General features: G+C 66.3%; 17 protein-coding genes. 2 read left to right on the forward strand and 15 right to left on the reverse strand.

Annotated features, from left to right (window positions below; translation table 11 throughout):
- The 11 genes from hflK to ndk form a co-directional block, all read right to left on the reverse strand.
- Positions 1 to 1213 (reverse strand): FtsH protease activity modulator HflK (gene hflK, locus F3J10_RS27560; protein ID WP_167243435.1); only part of this gene is annotated, 1213 nt, incomplete at its 3' end.
- Positions 1214 to 1262: 49 nt separating this feature from the next.
- On the reverse strand, positions 1263 to 2450 hold the full coding sequence (gene hflX / locus F3J10_RS27565; protein WP_025097660.1) for a GTPase HflX: 1188 nt from the start codon (positions 2448 to 2450) through the stop codon (positions 1263 to 1265).
- Between the two features lie 72 nt (positions 2451 to 2522).
- On the reverse strand, positions 2523 to 2762 hold the full coding sequence (gene hfq, locus F3J10_RS27570; RefSeq protein WP_006399927.1) for an RNA chaperone Hfq: 240 nt from the start codon (positions 2760 to 2762) through the stop codon (positions 2523 to 2525).
- 122 nt (positions 2763 to 2884) lie between these two features.
- A complete protein-coding gene (gene der, locus F3J10_RS27575) occupies positions 2885 to 4231 on the reverse strand; it encodes a ribosome biogenesis GTPase Der (RefSeq protein ID WP_013698242.1) in 1347 nt (448 codons plus the stop codon).
- 273 nt (positions 4232 to 4504) lie between these two features.
- Positions 4505 to 5650 carry an outer membrane protein assembly factor BamB gene (bamB, locus tag F3J10_RS27580; RefSeq protein WP_025097659.1) on the reverse strand — a complete coding sequence of 382 codons (1146 nt, stop codon included), beginning with the start codon at positions 5648 to 5650 and terminating at the stop codon, positions 4505 to 4507.
- Positions 5651 to 5693: 43 nt separating this feature from the next.
- The gene (locus tag F3J10_RS27585; protein WP_025097658.1) at positions 5694 to 6323 is read right to left on the reverse strand and encodes a tetratricopeptide repeat protein; all 630 of its coding nucleotides are present in this window, start codon (positions 6321 to 6323) and stop codon (positions 5694 to 5696) included.
- A 50-nt stretch (positions 6324 to 6373) separates the two neighbouring features.
- Positions 6374 to 7708, reverse strand: a complete 1335-nt coding sequence (hisS, locus tag F3J10_RS27590; protein ID WP_025097657.1) for a histidine--tRNA ligase — start codon at positions 7706 to 7708, stop codon at positions 6374 to 6376.
- 18 nt (positions 7709 to 7726) lie between these two features.
- On the reverse strand, positions 7727 to 9031 hold the full coding sequence (ispG, locus tag F3J10_RS27595) for a flavodoxin-dependent (E)-4-hydroxy-3-methylbut-2-enyl-diphosphate synthase (RefSeq protein ID WP_025097656.1): 1305 nt from the start codon (positions 9029 to 9031) through the stop codon (positions 7727 to 7729).
- Positions 9032 to 9119: 88 nt separating this feature from the next.
- Positions 9120 to 10148 (reverse strand): RodZ domain-containing protein, encoded by a 1029-nt coding sequence (locus F3J10_RS27600; protein WP_167243436.1) that lies wholly within the window; start codon positions 10146 to 10148, stop codon positions 9120 to 9122.
- A gap of 132 nt (positions 10149 to 10280) precedes the next feature.
- Complete coding sequence (gene rlmN, locus F3J10_RS27605) at positions 10281 to 11417, reverse strand: 23S rRNA (adenine(2503)-C(2))-methyltransferase RlmN (protein ID WP_013698248.1); 1137 nt, start codon at positions 11415 to 11417, stop codon at positions 10281 to 10283.
- A 41-nt stretch (positions 11418 to 11458) separates the two neighbouring features.
- Positions 11459 to 11884 (reverse strand): nucleoside-diphosphate kinase, encoded by a 426-nt coding sequence (gene ndk, locus F3J10_RS27610; protein WP_013698249.1) that lies wholly within the window; start codon positions 11882 to 11884, stop codon positions 11459 to 11461.
- A gap of 271 nt (positions 11885 to 12155) precedes the next feature.
- Between ndk and F3J10_RS27615 the strand changes: the two genes are divergently transcribed.
- Positions 12156 to 12854 carry a Bax inhibitor-1/YccA family protein gene (locus tag F3J10_RS27615; protein ID WP_036039602.1) on the forward strand — a complete coding sequence of 233 codons (699 nt, stop codon included), beginning with the start codon at positions 12156 to 12158 and terminating at the stop codon, positions 12852 to 12854.
- Positions 12855 to 12927: 73 nt separating this feature from the next.
- Here the strand turns inward: F3J10_RS27615 and rlmD are convergent, their stop codons facing one another.
- Positions 12928 to 14322: a 23S rRNA (uracil(1939)-C(5))-methyltransferase RlmD gene (rlmD, locus tag F3J10_RS27620; protein WP_096748745.1), complete on the reverse strand. Its 1395-nt coding sequence runs from the start codon at positions 14320 to 14322 to the stop codon at positions 12928 to 12930.
- Positions 14323 to 14395: 73 nt separating this feature from the next.
- Here rlmD and F3J10_RS27625 point away from each other — a divergent pair, with 73 nt between their 5' ends.
- Complete coding sequence (locus F3J10_RS27625) at positions 14396 to 15265, forward strand: endonuclease/exonuclease/phosphatase family protein (protein WP_167243437.1); 870 nt, start codon at positions 14396 to 14398, stop codon at positions 15263 to 15265.
- Positions 15266 to 15363: 98 nt separating this feature from the next.
- Here the strand turns inward: F3J10_RS27625 and F3J10_RS27630 are convergent, their stop codons facing one another.
- From F3J10_RS27630 to F3J10_RS27640, 3 genes are all read right to left on the reverse strand, one after another.
- The gene (locus F3J10_RS27630) at positions 15364 to 16140 is read right to left on the reverse strand and encodes a 3'-5' exonuclease (protein WP_013698253.1); all 777 of its coding nucleotides are present in this window, start codon (positions 16138 to 16140) and stop codon (positions 15364 to 15366) included.
- Positions 16141 to 16162: 22 nt separating this feature from the next.
- Positions 16163 to 17263: an RNA polymerase sigma factor RpoS gene (gene rpoS, locus F3J10_RS27635; RefSeq protein WP_025097651.1), complete on the reverse strand. Its 1101-nt coding sequence runs from the start codon at positions 17261 to 17263 to the stop codon at positions 16163 to 16165.
- 11 nt (positions 17264 to 17274) lie between these two features.
- On the reverse strand, positions 17275 to 17755 hold a 481-nt coding region (locus F3J10_RS27640; protein ID WP_167243438.1), incomplete at its 5' end, for a peptidoglycan DD-metalloendopeptidase family protein.

Raw genomic sequence — 17755 nt, forward strand, 5'->3', positions numbered from 1 at the left:
CCGGCTGGCCGGCCGCGGCCGGCGCGGCGCCGCTGGCGGCTTCGGCCGCGCGCTGGCGCTGCTGCTCGACGATCTTGTCGATCGGCAGGTAGACCAGGCTGTTGCCGCTCTTGCTGCCGATATAGACCTTGGTGGCCTTCGAGTAGATGTCCTGCATGGTGTCGAGGTACATGCGCTCGCGCACCACCGCCGGCGCCTTCTCGTATTGCGCGTAGACCTGCTTGTAGCGATCCGCGTCGCCCTGTGCCTGCGTCACGACGCGATCGGCATAGGCCTTCGCATCATCGACCAGCTTGGCGGCATCGCCGCGCGCGCGCGGCAGCAGATCGTCGGCATAGGCCTGCGCCGCATTCCTGGCCGCCTCGCGCTCCTGGCGCGCCTTGCCGATCTCGTCGACCGCCGCCTGCACCTGCTCGGGCAGTTGCGCGGCCTGAATCACCACGCCCGTCACCACCAGGCCCGTCTGCTCGCGGTCGAGATCGCCCTGGATCGCCGCGCTCAATTGATCGCGCAGCTTGTCGCGATCGGCGCCCGTCACTTCGCTGGCCGCCGCGGCGCCCACGATGCGACGAATCGCCGCCTGCGCCGACTGGCGCACGGCGAGTTCGGGATCGACGGTTCGGAACAGGTAGTCGGTGGCGGAGCGGATCCGATACTGGACGATGAAGCGCACGTCGACGATGTCGCCATCGCGCGTGAGCATCGAGGCATCCTTCACATTCGCCACGCGCACCACGTTGTTGCGGCCGATCTCGGTGGCGTGGATCTGGGCGGTATCGACGATCTCGTGCGACTCGAACGGATACGGCAGGCGCCAGTGAACGCCCTGGCCGACCGTGCCGCGAGATTCGCCGAACTGCAGCACCACGCCGGTCTGGCCGTCGGGCACCACGAACACGCCGCTGCCGGCATAAACGGCGACCAGCACGCCGATCACGATGCCGACGCCAACCCTCGCCGCGCGGCCGTTGTCGGGGCGAAAGCCGCGATTGCCGCCGCCGCCCTTGCCGCCGAACAGGCCAGCCAGGCGCCGGTTGAAATTGCGCCACATTTCGTCGAGATCGGGGGGGCCTTCGCCGTCGGGCGGCGGACGCTTCGGGTCGTTCTTGCGGGACTTGTCGCCATTGCCCTCGCCGCGACCCCAGCGGGGATCGTTGATCGACAGCATCGGGCGCTTGCGCAGCCAGGAACTCCGCTCGTTGTAATCGTTCACCTGAGTTTGTTCACCAGATTGGGCCTCGACTGTGCCGGCAGGCTGCCGGTCAGTGCCCGTGTTCGGAAACCGTGTGGTCGTCGTGCGGTTCGGTCAGCGCGTTGCCATCGAACCGAACGTCGCGCTCGGGCAGCAACCCCGTGCCGGCAAGCGCATCGCTGCTCGCGATTTCGGCAATGGCGGCACGCAGCGTATCGAGCCCCTGGCCCGTGCGTGCGCTCAAAAAGACGCGCGAAATATTACCATACTCATCGCGCTCGACCGCGTCGCCGCGGGCCGCCAGCTCGGGCACCGCGTCGATCTTGTTGAATACCAGCACCTGCCGGATCGCGTCCGCGCCGATCTCGTGCAGCACGTCGTTGACCTGCTCGATCTGCTCGAGCCGAACCGCGCTGGAGGCGTCGACCACGTGCAGCAGCAAGTCGGCGTGAATGGTTTCCTCGAGCGTGGCGCGGAACGCGGCCACCAGTTGGTGAGGCAGCTCGCGGATGAAGCCGACCGTGTCGGACACCACGATCTGGCCGACCTCGTCGCCGAGATAGACACGTCGCGAGGTGGTGTCGAGCGTGGCGAACAGCTGGTCGGCCGCATAGGCCTGCGCCTTGGTCAGCGCATTGAACAGCGTCGATTTGCCCGCGTTCGTGTAGCCCACCAGCGACACCGACATGGTGCGGTTGCGCTCGCGTTGGCGGCGCTGCGTATTGTGCTGGCGGCGCAGCTTGTCGAGCCGCGACTTCAGCATCTTGATGCGCTCGCCGATCAGCCGGCGGTCGGTTTCGAGCTGCGTTTCGCCGGGGCCGCGCAGGCCGATACCGCCTTTCTGCCGCTCCAGGTGGGTCCAGGCGCGGATCAGCCGCGTCGACAGATACTGCAGTTGCGCCAGCTCGACCTGCAGCTTGCCTTCGTGGCTGCGCGCGCGCTGCGCGAAGATGTCGAGGATCAGGCTGGTGCGGTCCACCACGCGGCGGTTCAGCGTGCGTTCGAGATTGCGCTGCTGGGCGGGGGCGAGCGGGTGGTTGAAGATGACGATGTCGACGTCGTTGGCGTCGCAGGCCAGGCGCAGTTCCTCGGCCTTGCCGCTGCCGATGAACATGGCCGCGTCGGGGCTGGAGCGTCGACCGGTGAGCGTGACTGCGGGGCGGGCGCCCGCGCTGGAGGCGAGCAGGCTGAGTTCTTCGAGGCTGGCCTCGAAATCGGTCTTGCCGAAATCGATGCCGACTAACGCTGCGTTGATCAAATTATCGGGTGTCAAGATAAGGCGGCTGGCGTGGATCGCCGGCGGCGACGGACGCCAGCCGCAGCAATCGGGTTAGGACGAAGCTTCCGCATCCGGGTGGAAATTCACCGGGCGCGCCGGCACGACCGTCGAGATAGCGTGCTTGTAAACCATCTGGGTAACCGTGTTACGGAGCAACACGACGTACTGGTCGAACGATTCGATGTTCCCTTGCAGCTTGATGCCGTTGACGAGGTAGATCGACACCGGCACATGCTCCTTACGCAGTGCGTTCAAAAACGGGTCTTGTAACAATTGCCCTTTGTTGCTCATGGCGTACTCCATCTTTTTTGCAGGTTGATCTTCTAGATTGGCGGTGAAGAAAAAGAGATCCACCGTCAATCGCTACACTATAGCCGATTTTGCTTCCCCTGCTCCGGGGCCGGCCGTTCGGTCTAGTCGCCGCGCCCCTTGTCCGCGTAGGGGTTCACCGAGGAGCGGAACTCTATTCGCAATGGAGTGCCGGTCAGCGCGAAAGTTTCCCGGAAACGATTCTCGAGATAGCGCTTGTAGGTTTCGGTGACGGCGTCGAGCGCATTGCCGTGGACCACGATCACGGGCGGATTCTGGCCGCCCTGGTGCGCATAGCGCAGCTTCGGCCGGACCGGACCGCGACGGCGCGGCTGCTGGAATTCGACCGCCTCGATCAGCGCGCGCGTGAGCTTCGGCGTCGGCAGCTTCTTCATGGCGGCGGCATAGGCGTCGTCGACCGAGCGCAGCAGCGGGCCGATGCCGGTCTTCTCGGCCGCCGAGATGAAGTGGAACTTGGCGAATTCGAGGAATTTCAGCTTGCGGGTCAGGTCCGCCTTGGTGCGATCGCGCGTGTGGGCATCGAGCCCGTCCCACTTGTTCACGCCCACCACCAGCGCGCGGCCCTGCTCCACCACGAAGCCGGCGATGTGCGCGTCCTGGTCGGAGATGTCCTGCTGCGCATCCAGCAGAAGAATGACGACGTTGGCGTCGGAGATCGACTGCAGCGTCTTCACCACCGAGAATTTCTCAATCGCCTCGAACACCTTGCCGCGACGGCGCAAGCCGGCCGTGTCAATCAGCGTGTAGGGCTTGCCGTTGCGCTCGAAGTCGACGTAGATCGAATCGCGCGTGGTACCCGGCATGTCGAAGGCGATCACGCGGTCCTCGCCGATCAGCGTGTTGACCAGCGTCGACTTGCCGACGTTCGGGCGGCCCACGATGGCAATCTTCACGCCGCGCGAGGCCTGCGTGTCGTCGGCTTCCTCGGGCTGGCCGGCGTAGGCGACTTCCAGCGCCTCGTTGATCATGTCGGTCACGCCGTCGCCGTGCGCGGCCGAGATCGCGCGCGGGTCGCCCATGCCGAGCTCGTAGAAGTCGGAGGCGACCGCCGTGTACTTCATGCCCTCGGCCTTGTTGACCACCAGGAAGATCGGTCGACCAGTCTTGCGCAGGTAGTCGGCGATCGACTTGTCCTGCGGCGCGAGCCCGTTGCGGCCGTCGACGATGAACACCACCACGTCGGCTTCCTCGACCGCCTGGCGCGTCTGGCGCGCCATTTCGTGCAGGATCCCGTCCTTCGCGACCGGCTCGAAGCCGCCCGTGTCGACCACCAGGTAAGGGCGCGCGCCAGCCCGGCCCTCGCCGTAATGGCGGTCGCGCGTGAGGCCCGGCAGGTCGGCGACGAGGGCGTCGCGCGAGCGTGTGAGCCGGTTGAACAGCGTGGATTTCCCCACATTGGGGCGCCCGACGAGGGCAATGACCGGTTTCATTTGATGTCGTCTACGGTATTACGCAGGAGCGGGAGACCCGCCGCGCGCGAGATGCGCTGCGACGGGCGGCTGCGTTGAATGAAAATTAGCACGAATTCCGCGCCGCGACGGGCGCTCGCGTGCGACTCGCGCGACGCGTGAACACGGCGGCATGCCGCCCGGGCAGCGCGCCGGCCCCATCCGCTCGGGGGCATCGGCAGCAATCGCCACGCCAAAAAAACACGCGCGGCCCGCGCCATCGGGCGCCGGGCCGCGCAATTCCAAACCGATCGCTCAGCGCGGACGGAAGCCGTACAGCTCGCCGCCCTGCGTCTGCACTACCAGCGTGTCGCCGGCCAGCACCGGCGCCGCCGTGATCGGGCTGCCGTCCGTCTTCATGCGCGCGACGAAGGAACCGTCGTCACGCGACAGGAAGTGGACAAAGCCCTTGTAGTCGCCGAGCACCAGCGCATGGCCGAGCAGGTAAGGCACGCCGACATCGCGACTCTTAAGCTTGTCGTTGCGCCAGAGCTGGTTGCCGGTCGACACGTCGTAGGCCGTGACCACCGACCAGTCGTCGCCGCCAGCCAGCACGGTATCGTCCTGCGCCACGCCGCTGCGGCTCGAGAAAGCCTTCTCCCAGAGCGGACGGCCCGAGTTCGCGTCGAAGCAGCCGATCTGCCCCTGGAACGTGACCGCGCAGGACAGCGCGCCGACCAGGGTGGGCGGGCCGCTGACGTCGTTGATCCGCTCGACCTCGGTCACGCCCTTCGGGAACGACACGGGCGTCTGCCAGAAGGCGTCGCCCGACTGCAGGTTGATGGCCACCAGCCCGCCGCCGGGGAAACCGGCCAGCACGGCCTGGTCGCCCGCGAAGGTCATGCCGGCCGACACGCGCAGGTTCAGCGGCACCGCGCGGCTGCGGTAGACCCACTTCTGCTCGCCGGTCTGCGCGGCGAAGGCGATCACCTGGCCGTCGATGGTGCGCACGATCACCAGGCCGTTGCCGACCAGCGGCGGCGAGAAGATCTCGCCCTGCACGTTGGTCTGCCAGAGCTGCTTGCCGTCCGCGCCGAGCACGAACACGCCGCCCTTGAGCGCGCCGACCGCGGTCAGCGTGCCGTCGCTGCCGACGCCGGCCGACAGGTCCGAGCGCAGCTTGGTGCGCCACACGGTCTGGCCGGTCTTGGCATCGATCTTCTCGACCGTGCCGTTGGTGGCCGCGGCGTACACCGCGTCGCCGACCGCGATCGGCGAGAACGAATAGCGCCCGCCCTTGCCGACGCTCGTCTTCCACGCCTGCTGGACATTGAGCACGGGCTTGATCTCGGTGAGCGGCGTCGGCACGCGGCGCGCGTCCTTGGTGGCCGAGCAAGCCGACAGCGCGAGAATGGCAGCGGCACAGGCGATCGGAAGAGCGTTACGTTTCAGCAAATTCATCGGTGAGCGAAGCTATCTAGGGTTGTGGAACGAGCGTGGACGCTCAGCTACCGAGCGCGTCGAGCTTGAACTGCACGAGCTGGCGCGCACGCTGGTCTTCCTTCGGCAGCGAGTCGAGCGCGAGCTGGTAGGCCGAGCGCGCGTCGTCGCGCTTGCCCTGCGCCGCCAGCAGGTCGCCGCGCCGGTCCGCGACGAGACCCTTGAAGCCTTCGTCTGACGTGCCGTTGAGCAGCGCCAGGCCGGCGTCATAGGCCTTCTCGTCGAGCAGCAGCGAGGCCAGGCGCAGCTTCGCGATCTGCTTGTACTCGTCGTCCTTCGCGTGATCGATCGCCCATTGCAACTGGGTCTTGGCGCCGGCCGAATCGCCCGCCATGTACAGGCCCTTGGCCGCCGCCAGCGCCGTCATCTGCGCATAGGCGGTGCCGCCGTACTTGTCTTCCATGTCGGCGGCCGCGCGCGCGATCTTCGCCTTGTCGCCGGAGGTGACGGCCTGCTGCACCGCCTCGTATAGCCCGGAAGCTTCGGAGGCCTGATGGCGCTGCCAGAAATTCCAGCCGTTCCAGGCCGCGACGACGACGAGCACGGCAGTCAGGATCCAGGTCGTCAGGTTGCCCCAGCGGGCCCACCACGCTTTTACGCTTTCAATCGATTCTTGTTCGTCGTGATAACTCATCGCCTAGCGATTCCTTCTGTCCAGCTTGTTGTCGAGCGGATGCGCCGCGATCAGTCGTCGCCGTCTTCGGCGGATGCAACCATCGCATTGATTAGAAATTCGGTCAAGTTCTCGACCGTTACCGTCTGCTGCGCGCTCTTTTCGCCTTCCGCGCCGCGCAAGGCCTTCACGCCGGCCGTGCCGTTGGCGACCTCGTCCTCGCCGAGGATCACCGCGTAGGCGGCGCCGCTCGCGTCGGCGCGCTTCATCTGCGACTTGAAGCTGGCGCTCGCGCCGTCGGCGCTGCAGTGGAAGATCACGTCGAGGCCGGTGTCGCGCAGGCGCTCGCCGATGATGAAGGCCTGTTCGCGCGCCGCCTCGCCCTGGTGAACGAGATAGACGTCGACGCCGTCCTGCTCCGGCACGAGCTGCTCTTCCTTGAGCAGTTCGAGGATCCGCTCGACGCCCATCGCCCAGCCGCAGGCCGCCGTCGGCTTGCCGCCGAGTTGCTCGATCAGCGGGTCGTAGCGGCCGCCAGCGGCCACCGTGCCCTGCGCGCCGAGCTTGTCGGTCACCCATTCGAACACGGTCAGGTTGTAGTAATCGAGGCCGCGCACCAGGCGCGGATTGATCGTGAACGGCACGTTGTTGGCCTTCAGCAGGCGCTGCAGCCCGTCGAAGTGCGCGCGCGAGCTCTCGCCGAGGAAGTCGATCAGCTTCGGCGCGTTCTGCGCGATCGCCTGCAGGGCCGGATTCTTGGTGTCGAGCACGCGCAGCGGGTTCGTGTAGAGACGGCGCTTGGCATCCTCGTCGAGCACCTCGACGTGCTGCTCGAGGTACTTGATCAGCTCGACGCGGTGCGCGGCGCGCTCCTCGGCCAGGCCGAGCGAGTTGATCTCGAGCTTGATGCCGGTCAGGCCCAGGTCATCCCACAGGCGCTGGCACATCATGATGATTTCCGCGTCCGCATCAGGGCCGGCAAAACCGATCGCTTCCACGCCGACCTGGTGGAACTGACGATAGCGGCCTCGCTGCGGACGCTCGTGGCGGAACATCGGGCCGACGTACCAGAGGCGCTTCGGGCCGTCATACAGCAGGTTGTGCTCGATCGCGGCACGCACCACGGCGGCGGTGTTCTCCGGACGCAGGGTCAGGTTCTCGCCGTTCAGCGCGTCGGTGAAGCTGTACATCTCCTTCTCGACGATGTCGGTCACTTCGCCGATGCCGCGCGTGAACAGTTGCGTATGCTCGACGATCGGGGTGCGGATGTTCTGGTAGCCGTAGGCGCGCAGCAGCGACTTCACGGTCGACTCGAAGAATTCCCACAGTCCGGCATCCTGCGGGAGGATGTCGTTCATGCCCTTCACGCCCGTCAGTTTTTCGAGCTTTCGCTTGGTTTCGGTCATCTGATTTCGGTTGACGATTTATTGCTCGGCCGTTGCCTGGCCGTAGTTGCGCGCGACGTAGTCGCTCACGATTTGCTGGAATTCCTCGGCGATGCGCTCGCCGCGCAGCGTCTTGACCTTCTCGCCGTCGATGAACACGGGCGCGGCCGGATTCTCGCCCGAGCCCGGCAGGCTGATGCCGATGTTGGCGTGCTTCGACTCGCCCGGCCCGTTGACGATGCAGCCCATCACCGCGACGTTCATCTTCTCGACGCCCGGGTAGGTCTTGCGCCAGGACGGCATCTGCTCGCGCAGGTAGGTCTGGATCTGCATCGCCAGTTCCTGGAACAGCGTGCTGGTGGTACGGCCGCAGCCCGGGCAGGCGATCACCATCGGCGCGAACGAACGCAGGCCCATGGTCTGCAGGATTTCCTGGCCGACCACCACCTCGCCGGTACGCGGCGCGCCCGGCTCCGGCGTCAGCGAGATGCGGATCGTGTCGCCGATGCCTTCCTGCAGCAGCACGCCGAGCGCCGCCGTCGAGGCGACGATGCCCTTCGAGCCCATGCCGGCCTCGGTCAGGCCCAGGTGCAGCGCGAAGCCGCAGCGCTTGGCCAGTTCGCGGTAGACGGCGATCAGGTCCTGCACGCCGCTGACCTTGCAGGACAGGATGATCTTGTCGCGACCGAGGCCCAGTTCGACGGCGCGCTCGGCCGAGCCGATCGCCGACTGGATCAGTGCCTCGTACATCACGCTCTGCGCGTCCCAGGGGGCGCTGCGCGCGGCGTTCTCGTCCATCATGCGCGCGAGCAGGTCCTGGTCCAGGCTGCCCCAGTTCACGCCGATGCGCACCGGCTTGTCGTACTTGGCGGCAGCCTCGATCATCTGCGCGAACTGCGTGTCGCGCTTGGCGCCCTGGCCGACGTTGCCCGGGTTGATGCGGTACTTCGAGAGCGATTCTGCGCAGGCCGGGTAGTCGCGCAGCAGCAGGTGGCCGTTGTAATGGAAGTCGCCCACCAGCGGCACCGCGACGCCCATCCGGTCGAGTTGCTCACGGACCGCCGGCACGGCGGCCGCGGCCTCGGGCGTATTCACGGTGATCCGGACCAGCTCCGACCCCGCGTTGGCCAGTTCCTTGATCTGGATCGCGGTGCCGATCGCGTCGGCGGTATCGGTATTGGTCATCGACTGCACGCGCACGGGCGCGTCGCCGCCGATCGTCACCAGGTTCCCGCCCCAACGGACATCCACCGCGTGCGAGCGGCGGCGCGGCAAGGAGCCGCCGAACACCGGTTCGGTGGAACAAATCTGGCTGCTGCGTGGGGATTGAGCTTCGGATTGCATCGTTGGATCCATTTACGCCGGAAGCGCCGCCCGCGGACGGCGCGCGAATTGAAAAAGCGTCGTGCCCGGTCAGCCACGACGCTAGCTGTCAGGGCAGCGCGAAGCGCGCGACGTTGCCCTTACCCGCCGAATATTTTGCCGGATCGACGATTTTTCCGTCGAACGTGACCGACTCGAGGCCGGCCCGGTTGCCGATCGTCACGCGCAGCGGCGTATCGCCCGCCACCTGGCGCGTCTCGCCGGCCTTCACGAGGGCCGACGCGAGTTCCTTGCCGCTCTTGTCACGCACGCTGACCCAGCAATCCTGCTTGACCGTGATGCCGAGCACCGACTGGCCGGCCGCCGCGACCACGCTCGCGCCATCGGCCGACGATGCCGCGGCCGGCGCCACCGCCGACGACCCGGGCTGGGCCGGCGCCGCGGCCGAAGCGCCAGCGTCGTTCGTGGCCGGCGCATTGCCGCCGGCACTCGCACCGGCATCCGAGGCGACACCGCCGGTCACTGTCGAACCGCCCACCGCGATCGCGGTGGTATCGGAGGTGGCTGCCGCCTGGGCCGCCACCGAGGAAGCCTGCCCGGCTTCCGAGGCGGCCGGCGATGCCGCGCCGGTATTGGACTTGAAGCGCGCGAGCCAGTTCGCGGAATCGCCGCTCGAATGCCACATCGCCGCCGCGATCAGCACCACGATCACTGCCAGCACGCCCCACAGCCATGTGCGACCGCGCGTGGGCGCACCGAGCGGAATCGAGACGCGGCCGCGCGGCAGGCCGGTACCGGCCGAGGCCGGCATCGACAGATCGACCTCCGGCACGCCCTTCTCACGACGCAGCGCCTGCGCGAACGGTTCCGGATCGACGCCAAGCATCTTCGCGTAGCTGCGCACCACGCCAGCCGCGAAGGTCGCGCCCGGCATCTGGCTGATATCGCCGGCCTCCAGCGCGCGCAGCTTCGGCGCCGCCACCTTCAGGCGAGAGGATACGTCCGCCACCGACCAACCCTTTGCCTCGCGCAGCTGCGCGAGGCGCGCCCCGACCGCCGCCAACGACTCCAACCCCGCCGACGCCGGCTTGTGCTCGGCGTTCGTCTCTGTGCCTCTTGGCGGTTGCGGCTCGCTCATCCTAATCCTCGCGTCGATTCTTCTTCACTTGCGCGACCGCGCCGGCGCATCGCCCGGCGCCGAAGCGCAACCGTTAAACAGAGGCGGGCCAAGCCCGCCCCGGATCGCTTTCGCGTCGCCCGGACTTCCCCGTCAGACAGCCCGGACTTCGATGATCTTGCCCGCTCCCGTCCGTTCCGCCAGGCGCGTGCGGTCCTTCACGGCGCCGGCAAGCTGACCGCAGGCGGCGTCGATGTCATCGCCGCGCGTCTTGCGCACGGTCGTGACGACGCCGGCATCGATCAGGATCTGCGAGAACTGCTTGATCCGCTCGTTCTTCGAGCGAAGCAGCCCCGATTCCGGGAACGGATTGAACGGGATCAGATTGAATTTGCACGGCACGTCGCGGGTCACCGCGAGCAACTCGCGCGCATGCGCGTCGGTGTCGTTGACGCCGTCGAGCATGCAGTATTCGAATGTGATGAAATCCCGCGGCGCGACGGTCAGATAGCGCTGACATGCGGCCATCAGCTCCCGCAGCGGGTACTTCTTGTTGAGCGGCACCAGTTCGTCGCGCAGCGCATCGTTCGGCGCATGCAGCGACACCGCCAGCGCCACCGGCAGTTCGGCGCCGAGGCGGTCCATCATCGGCACCACGCCCGAGGTGGAGAGCGTCACGCGGCGCCGCGACAGCCCGTAGGCGTTGTCGTCGAGCATCAGCCGCATGGCCGGCACCACCGCGCTGTAATTGAGCAGCGGCTCGCCCATGCCCATCATCACCACATTGGTGACGACGCGATCGGCCTTGCCGTTCGGCCCGGGGGCACGCCCGAGCGATTCGCGCAGCGCGAATTCCGCCATGCGCAATTGTCCGACGATTTCAGCCGTCGAGAGATTGCGCGAAAAACCCTGCTTGCCTGTCGAACAGAACCGACAGTTCACGGCACACCCGGCCTGCGAGGACACGCACAGCGTGCCGCGCGTTTCTTCCGGGATGAACACGGTCTCGACCGCGTTGCCGTTGCCCACGTCGATCAGCCACTTGCGCGTGCCGTCCGACGAGACGTGATCGCTGGCGATCTCGGGCATGCCGATCATCGCGCGGCCCTTGAGCTTTTCGCGCAAGGACTTCGCAAGATCGGTCATGCCGTCGAAATCGGCGGCGTTGTACTGATGAATCCAGCGCTGCAACTGCTTGGCGCGAAACGGCTTCTCGCCGAGGCTGCCGCAATACGCGACGAGGCCTTCGGCGTCGAAGTCGAGAAGATTGACGGAAGTTTCGCTCGTCATGGTGCCCTGCCTTGCCGCGTGCGCCGGATTCCGTTACCCGCTTAGCGCGAGTAGACGTTCAGGCCGGCGAAGAAGAACGAGATTTCGACGGCGGCCGTTTCCGGCGCGTCCGAGCCGTGCACGGCGTTGGCATCGATGCTGTCGGCGAAATCGGCACGGATGGTACCGGCTTCGGCCTTCTTCGGATCCGTCGCGCCCATCAGGTCGCGGTTCTTCAGGATGGCGTTCTCGCCTTCCAGAACCTGGATCATCACCGGGCCCGAGATCATGAAGTCGACCAGGTCCTTGAAGAACGGACGTGCTGCGTGGACAGCGTAGAACTGCTCTGCCTCACCGCGCGACAGGTGCGCCATACGAGCCGCGACGACCTTCAGGCCAGCGCCTTCGAAACGGCTGTAGATCTGACCGATCACGTTCTTTGCCACTGCATCCGGCTTGATGATCGACAGGGTGCGCTCGATTGCCATAAAAACTCCAAGAAATTAAGAAGTTACGTTTTCAAATGAATCCGCTATTGTAACACGTTCCCGTGTATCATAGCGATTGAACCCTTACACAATCGTAAGGTCGAAAACCGGGTATGCTGACACTTGCGCGTCGCCCGTGTTTTCTTGCTCGGCGGCCCTTGAAACCTTGGGCCGGCAAACCGATCTTATGCAGTGCGGCGCCCGGATTGCTGCAGCGCATCGCGATGCATCCGGTTTCCGATCGCTGTCACGTTCCATGCTAGGAGAAACCATGAACGACTATCCGTACAACTTCGGTCGCGGCGGTACGCTGGCCTCGGCCGAAACCCGCAACCGCGTGCTGCGGAATACTTACTGGCTGCTCGCGCTCTCGATGATCCCGACCGTGCTCGGCGCCTGGGTCGGGGTCGCGACCGGTTTCTCGCTGTTCGCGGCCACCAGCCCGATGATGAGCCTGCTGGCCTTCTTCGCGATCGCCTTCGGATTCATGTTCGCGATCGAACGCACCAAGAACAGCAGCGCCGGCGTGTTCGTGCTGCTCGGCTTCACGTTCTTCATGGGCCTGATGCTGTCGCGCCTGCTCAGCTTCATCCTCGGCTTCTCGAACGGCCCGTCGCTGATCATGCTCGCCTTCGGTGGCACCGGCGTGATCTTCGCCGCGATGGCCACCGTCGCCACGGTCAGCAAGCGCGATTTCTCGGGACTGGGCAAATGGCTGTTCGTCGGCGTGATCGTGCTGATCCTGGCTTCGGTCGCCAACATGTTCCTGCACCTGCCGGCGCTGATGCTGACGGTGTCGGTGCTGGCGATCGTGATCTTCTCGGCCTACATGCTGTTCGACGTGCAGCGCGTGGTGAACGGCGGCGAGACGAACTACATCACGGCCACGCTGGCGATCTACCTCGACCTGTACAACGTCTTCACCAACCTGCTCGCCCTGCTCGGCATCTTCGGCGGCAACCGCAACTGAGCGGAATCACCGCGATGCGGATCAAGAAAAACCGGCCTTCGGGCCGGTTTTTTCATGCCCGTTCGAGATCGGCTCAGTCGCGCTCGAATACCGCGATCGATTCGACGTGCGAGGTATTGGGGAACATGTTGACGACGCCCGCGCCGCGCAGCCGATAGCCGGCCTCGTGCACCAGCAGGCCGGCGTCGCGCGCCAGCGTGGCCGGGTTGCAGGAGACGTAGACGATCCGCTTCGGCAAGGGGCCTTCGCCGCTCTGCGCGATCTCGGCCAGCGCCTTCGAGACGGCCAGCGCGCCTTCGCGCGGCGGATCGACCAGGAACTTGTCGAATGCGCCGAGGGCACGCAGGTCGTCGGCCGTCACCTCGAACAGGTTGCGGCAGGCGAACGAGGTATGGCCGTCGACGCCGTTCTCCTTGGCATTGGCCAGGGCGCGCGTGGTCAGCGCCTCGCTGCCCTCGATCCCCACCACCTCGCGCGACAGGCGCGCCAGCGGCAGGGTGAAGTTGCCGATCCCGCAGAACAGGTCGAGCACGCGGTCCTCGCGGCGCGGCGCGAGCAGGCGCAGCGCGCGGCCGACCAGCACGCGATTGATCTGATGGTTGACCTGGGTGAAGTCGGTCGGCTTGAACGGCATGCGGATGTTGAATTCCGGCAGCGTGTAATCGAGCGACTTGTCGAGCGGGTAGAACGGGAACACCGAATCCGGCCCCTTCGGCTGCAGCCAGAACTGCACCTGGTGGGCATCGGCGAACTCGCGCAACAGCGCCTCGTCGGCCGCGTTGATCGGTTCGAGCACGCGCAGCACCAGCGCGGTCACGCTCGAGCCGACCGCCAGTTCGATCTGCGGCATGCGATCGCTGATCGAGAGCCCCTCGACCAGCCGGCGCAGCGGCACGAGCAGGGCCGAAACGTGCGGCGGCAGCACCTCGCAGCTGGTCATGTCGGCCACGTAGCTGCTCTTCTTCTCATGGAAACCGACCAGCACGCCGCCCTTCTTCGCGACGTTGCGCACGGTCAGCCGCGCGCGATAGCGATAGCCCCACGACGGCCCGTGGATCGGCGAGAACATTGCCTCCGAGCGCAGCTTGGCGAGATGCCACAGATTGTCCTCGAGCACGCGCTGCTTGATCGCGACCTGCGCACGCACGTCGAGATGCTGCATCGAGCAGCCCCCGCAGGTACCGTAGAACTGGCACTTCGGCTCGCTGCGCATCACGCTCGGGCGCAACACTTCGACCAGGGTGGCCTGCTCGTAGCTGGCCTTGCGGCGATAGCTCGAATAGGTGACGCGCTCGCCCGGCAGCGCGCCCTCGACGAAGATCACCTTGCCGGACTCGCCGTCCTCGTTCACGATGCGGCCGACGCCGCGCGCCTCGTGGTCGAGCGATTCGATCTCGATGGGCGCGCTGACTTGCACGACGGGCGCGTTCCGGGACTTGCGCGCGGGAGTGTGGGCGGCTTCAGACACCAGCTTTTCCTGACATTCGTTTGTGGGAAGGCGAGATTGTAGACGAATGGCCGCCCCGCATTGGAGATTCGCCATGCAACTGATCAACTGGAACGTTCAATGGGGTCGGGACGCGAGCGGTCGCGTCGATCTTGGCCGCACCGTGGCCGAGGCGCGTGCACTCGCCGACTTCGACGTGCTGTGCCTGCAGGAACTCACGCGCGGCTTCGACAGCCTGCCCGGCGGTCCCGGGGCGGACCAGTTCGCCGAACTGGCCGCGCTGCTGCCCGGCTACACGGTGATCGAGGCGCTCGCCGTCGACCTGCCGCCCGATCCTGGCCAAGCAGCCGCCGGCGCGCCGCGGCGCCAGTTCGGCAACGCCATCGCCACGCGCCTGCCGGTGGGGCGGATCCTGCGCCACACGCTGCCCTGGCCTGCCGACGACAGCGTGCCGTCGATGCCTCGCGTGGCGCTCGAGGCGAACCTGCAGACCGCACACGGCCCGCTGCGGGTCGTCACCACCCACCTGGAGTTCTATTCCGGGGCGCAGCGCATGGCCCAGGTCGAGGCCTTGCGCGAGCAGCATCGCGAGGCGATCGACCACGCGCGGCACCCCGCCTCCGCCGAAAAGACCGGCAGCGCCTTCACGGCATCGGCGCGGGCACGCGACGCGGTCGTCTGCGGGGACTTCAACAGCGCCTGGCGCGACGATGCCTACCGGCGCCTGCTGGCCCCGATCGACGGCGCACCGGCTTTCGTCGATGCCTGGATGCACGCCCATCCCGGCGAGATGCCACCGCCGACGGCCGGCGTCTACGACACGCAGCAGTGGCAGCAAGGCTCGCTGACCTGCGACTTCGTGTTCGTGACCGAAACGCTGCGCGAGCGGATCCTGCGCTGCGAGATCGACAGCACGACACGCGCCTCCGATCACCAGCCGATCCTGCTCGAATTGCGCGACTGAGCGGATCGCGCGCCCGGGGAGACACAATGAAAAATGGCGAATCGATTCATCGGAATCGATTCGCCGTCCCGATTCGCCTTCCGTCACCAAGCGCGGGATTATTTGGGAAATGCCGCCAGGTATTCGGCCCAATGCGGCGCAGGCTCGGCCACCAGGCTGTCCTTCACGAGCTGCACCTCGTCCGCGTATTCGACCGCGGTGAGGCCGCCGCGCATCATCTGGAAGCGGCAGTACAGCAGATAGGTATTGACGACGTCGGTCTCGCAATAATTGCGGATCGCCTCGAGCTCGCCCGCGCGATACGCCTCCCAGACCTGCCCGCCGTCCATCCCCAGCTTGCCCGGGAACCCGCACAGCTTGGCCAGCGCGTCGAGCGGCGCGTTCGCGCGCGGCTGGTACAGCGCCAGCAGATCCATCAGGTCGGTATGCCGCGTGTGGTAGCGCGACAGATAGTTGTTCCACTTGAACTCGCGATCGTCCTCGCCCATGTCCCAGTATCGCGGCGCCGCGATGCCGTGCACCAGCGCACGGTAATGGAGCACCGGCAGGTCGAAGCCGCCGCCGTTCCACGACACGAGCTGCGGCGTGTATTTCTCGATGGTCCGGTAGAAGGACTGGATCAGCGCGGCCTCGCCGTCCGCGGCGGTACCGAGCGAGCGCACACGAAAGCCGCTCTTGTCGCGGAATACGCAGGAGATCGCCGCCACCCGTTGCAGGTGATGCGGCAGGAAATCGCCGCCCGTCTTTTCGCGGCGGGCCTCGAACGCATGTTCGGCCACTTCCTCGTCGCTGAGGTCGGCGGGAAGATCTTCGAGACGGCGAATGCCGTCGACATCGGGAATCGTCTCGATGTCAAAAACCAGAATTGGAGTCATGAATCAGTTACGGAACCGCGCTTTACAGAACGGCGTCCTTGCGAACGCCATTGGAGGCAAAAAACCGCTTCAGCCGCACCAGCGCTTCCTGCTGGATCTGCCGCACGCGTTCGCGCGTCAGGCCCATCTCGTCGGCCAGCTCCTCGAGCGTGGCCGGCTCGATGTTGTTCAGGCCGAAACGCCGCTCGATCACATGGCGGTGCTTGTCGGACAGGCGCGACAGCCAGGCGCGCGTGAGCGTCTCGAGCTCGCGATGCTGGACCTCGGCATCGGGCGACTGGCTCTGGTCGTCGGGCAGCAGGTCCAGCAGGCTGCTCGCCGGGTCCAGGTCGAGCGGCGCGTCGAGCGAGGCGGTGTGCTCGTTCAGCGCGAGGATGTCGGTGACTTCCTCGGCCGTCTTGCCGGTCAGGTAGGCGATGTCGTCGATGCTTGCCTCGCGGCGCTCGGCCGCCTCGCCCGTCGACATCGAATTCTTTTCCAGGTGACGCTTGGCGCGCAGCACCTGGTTCAGTTCGCGGATCACGTGCACCGGCAGCCGCACGGTGCGCGCCTGGTTCATGATGGCGCGCTCGATGCTCTGCCGGATCCACCAGGTCGCGTAGGTGGAGAAGCGGAAACCGCGCGTCGGGTCGAACTTCTCGATCGCGTGCATCAGGCCCAGATTGCCTTCCTCGATCAGGTCCAGGAGCGGCACGCCGCGGTTCAGGTAGCCCTTGGCGATGCTCACCACCAGCCGCAAATTGCGCTCGATCATGACCTGCCGCGCCTCGAATTCGCCGGCCTTGGCCAGCCGCGAATAGCGCTGCTCCTCCTCGACGGTCAGCAGCGGCTTGACGCTGATGCGGTTCAGGTAATGCTGGATCGTGTCGGCGGTCAATTCCGCCTGCAGCATGGCGCGGAAATCGTCGGCCTCCGGGGCGCTTTCGCGGCGGCCGCTGCCCGATTCGCGCTCGCTACCCTCCGATTCCTCCGCGTCGGACTCGCGCGCCTCGTAGTCGCGTTCGTTCTCTGCGGCATCGTCATCGTCGTCCCTCGAAGCACCAGACCGCCCCACCGATGCTTGCGTGGCACGACTGATTTTCTCAGACTCGGCTTGCGGCTCGTGGCGCTTCGATTTCGGCATGGTCGTCTCGTCTATTGAGGCGGCAGGTACTTCAGCGGATCGACAGGTTTACCCTGCCGGCGAACCTCGAAATGCAACATCACGCGGTCGGAATCGCTGTTACCCATCTCGGCGATCTTCTGGCCTTTCGTGACGGAATCTCCCTCTTTTACCATCAAAGCGCGGTTGTGTGCATACGCCGTGAGATAGGTTGCGTCGTGCTTGACGATAATGAGGTTGCCGTAGCCGCGCAGGCCATTGCCGGCATAGACCACGCGCCCGTCGGCGGCCGCCTTGACGGGCGTGCCCGCCACGCCGCCGATATTGACGCCCTTGTTCTTCGAATCGTCGAACTGGTTCAGGATCGGGCCGCGCACCGGCCAGGCGAAACTGACCGAGCTCGGGCCCGCGCTGCCGGCATCGGCCGGCGCCGGAGCCGGCGCGGTCGAGGGGGCTGCGTTGGCAGGCGCGCCGTTGGCGCCGTAGATCGGCGGCATGGCCGGGCCGCTCGAC

It is taken from the genome of Burkholderia sp. Cy-637 (assembly GCF_011753175.1).
GTDB classification, from domain to species: domain Bacteria; phylum Pseudomonadota; class Gammaproteobacteria; order Burkholderiales; family Burkholderiaceae; genus Burkholderia; species Burkholderia gladioli.

Excerpts from the sequence above, each read along its gene's own strand:
- hfq (WP_006399927.1), bottom strand. The coding sequence starts at position 2,762 with ATGAGCAACAAAGGGCAATTGTTACAAGACCCGTTTTTGAACGCACTG.
- der (WP_013698242.1), bottom strand. The coding sequence starts at position 4,231 with ATGAAACCGGTCATTGCCCTCGTCGGGCGCCCCAATGTGGGGAAATCC.
- bamB (WP_025097659.1), bottom strand. The coding sequence starts at position 5,650 with ATGAATTTGCTGAAACGTAACGCTCTTCCGATCGCCTGTGCCGCTGCC.
- F3J10_RS27585 (WP_025097658.1), bottom strand. The coding sequence starts at position 6,323 with ATGAGTTATCACGACGAACAAGAATCGATTGAAAGCGTAAAAGCGTGG.
- hisS (WP_025097657.1), bottom strand. The coding sequence starts at position 7,708 with ATGACCGAAACCAAGCGAAAGCTCGAAAAACTGACGGGCGTGAAGGGC.
- ispG (WP_025097656.1), bottom strand. The coding sequence starts at position 9,031 with ATGCAATCCGAAGCTCAATCCCCACGCAGCAGCCAGATTTGTTCCACC.
- F3J10_RS27600 (WP_167243436.1), bottom strand. The coding sequence starts at position 10,148 with ATGAGCGAGCCGCAACCGCCAAGAGGCACAGAGACGAACGCCGAGCAC.
- rlmN (WP_013698248.1), bottom strand. The coding sequence starts at position 11,417 with ATGACGAGCGAAACTTCCGTCAATCTTCTCGACTTCGACGCCGAAGGC.
- ndk (WP_013698249.1), bottom strand. The coding sequence starts at position 11,884 with ATGGCAATCGAGCGCACCCTGTCGATCATCAAGCCGGATGCAGTGGCA.
- F3J10_RS27615 (WP_036039602.1), top strand. The coding sequence starts at position 12,156 with ATGAACGACTATCCGTACAACTTCGGTCGCGGCGGTACGCTGGCCTCG.
- F3J10_RS27625 (WP_167243437.1), top strand. The coding sequence starts at position 14,396 with ATGCAACTGATCAACTGGAACGTTCAATGGGGTCGGGACGCGAGCGGT.
- F3J10_RS27630 (WP_013698253.1), bottom strand. The coding sequence starts at position 16,140 with ATGACTCCAATTCTGGTTTTTGACATCGAGACGATTCCCGATGTCGAC.
- rpoS (WP_025097651.1), bottom strand. The coding sequence starts at position 17,263 with ATGCCGAAATCGAAGCGCCACGAGCCGCAAGCCGAGTCTGAGAAAATC.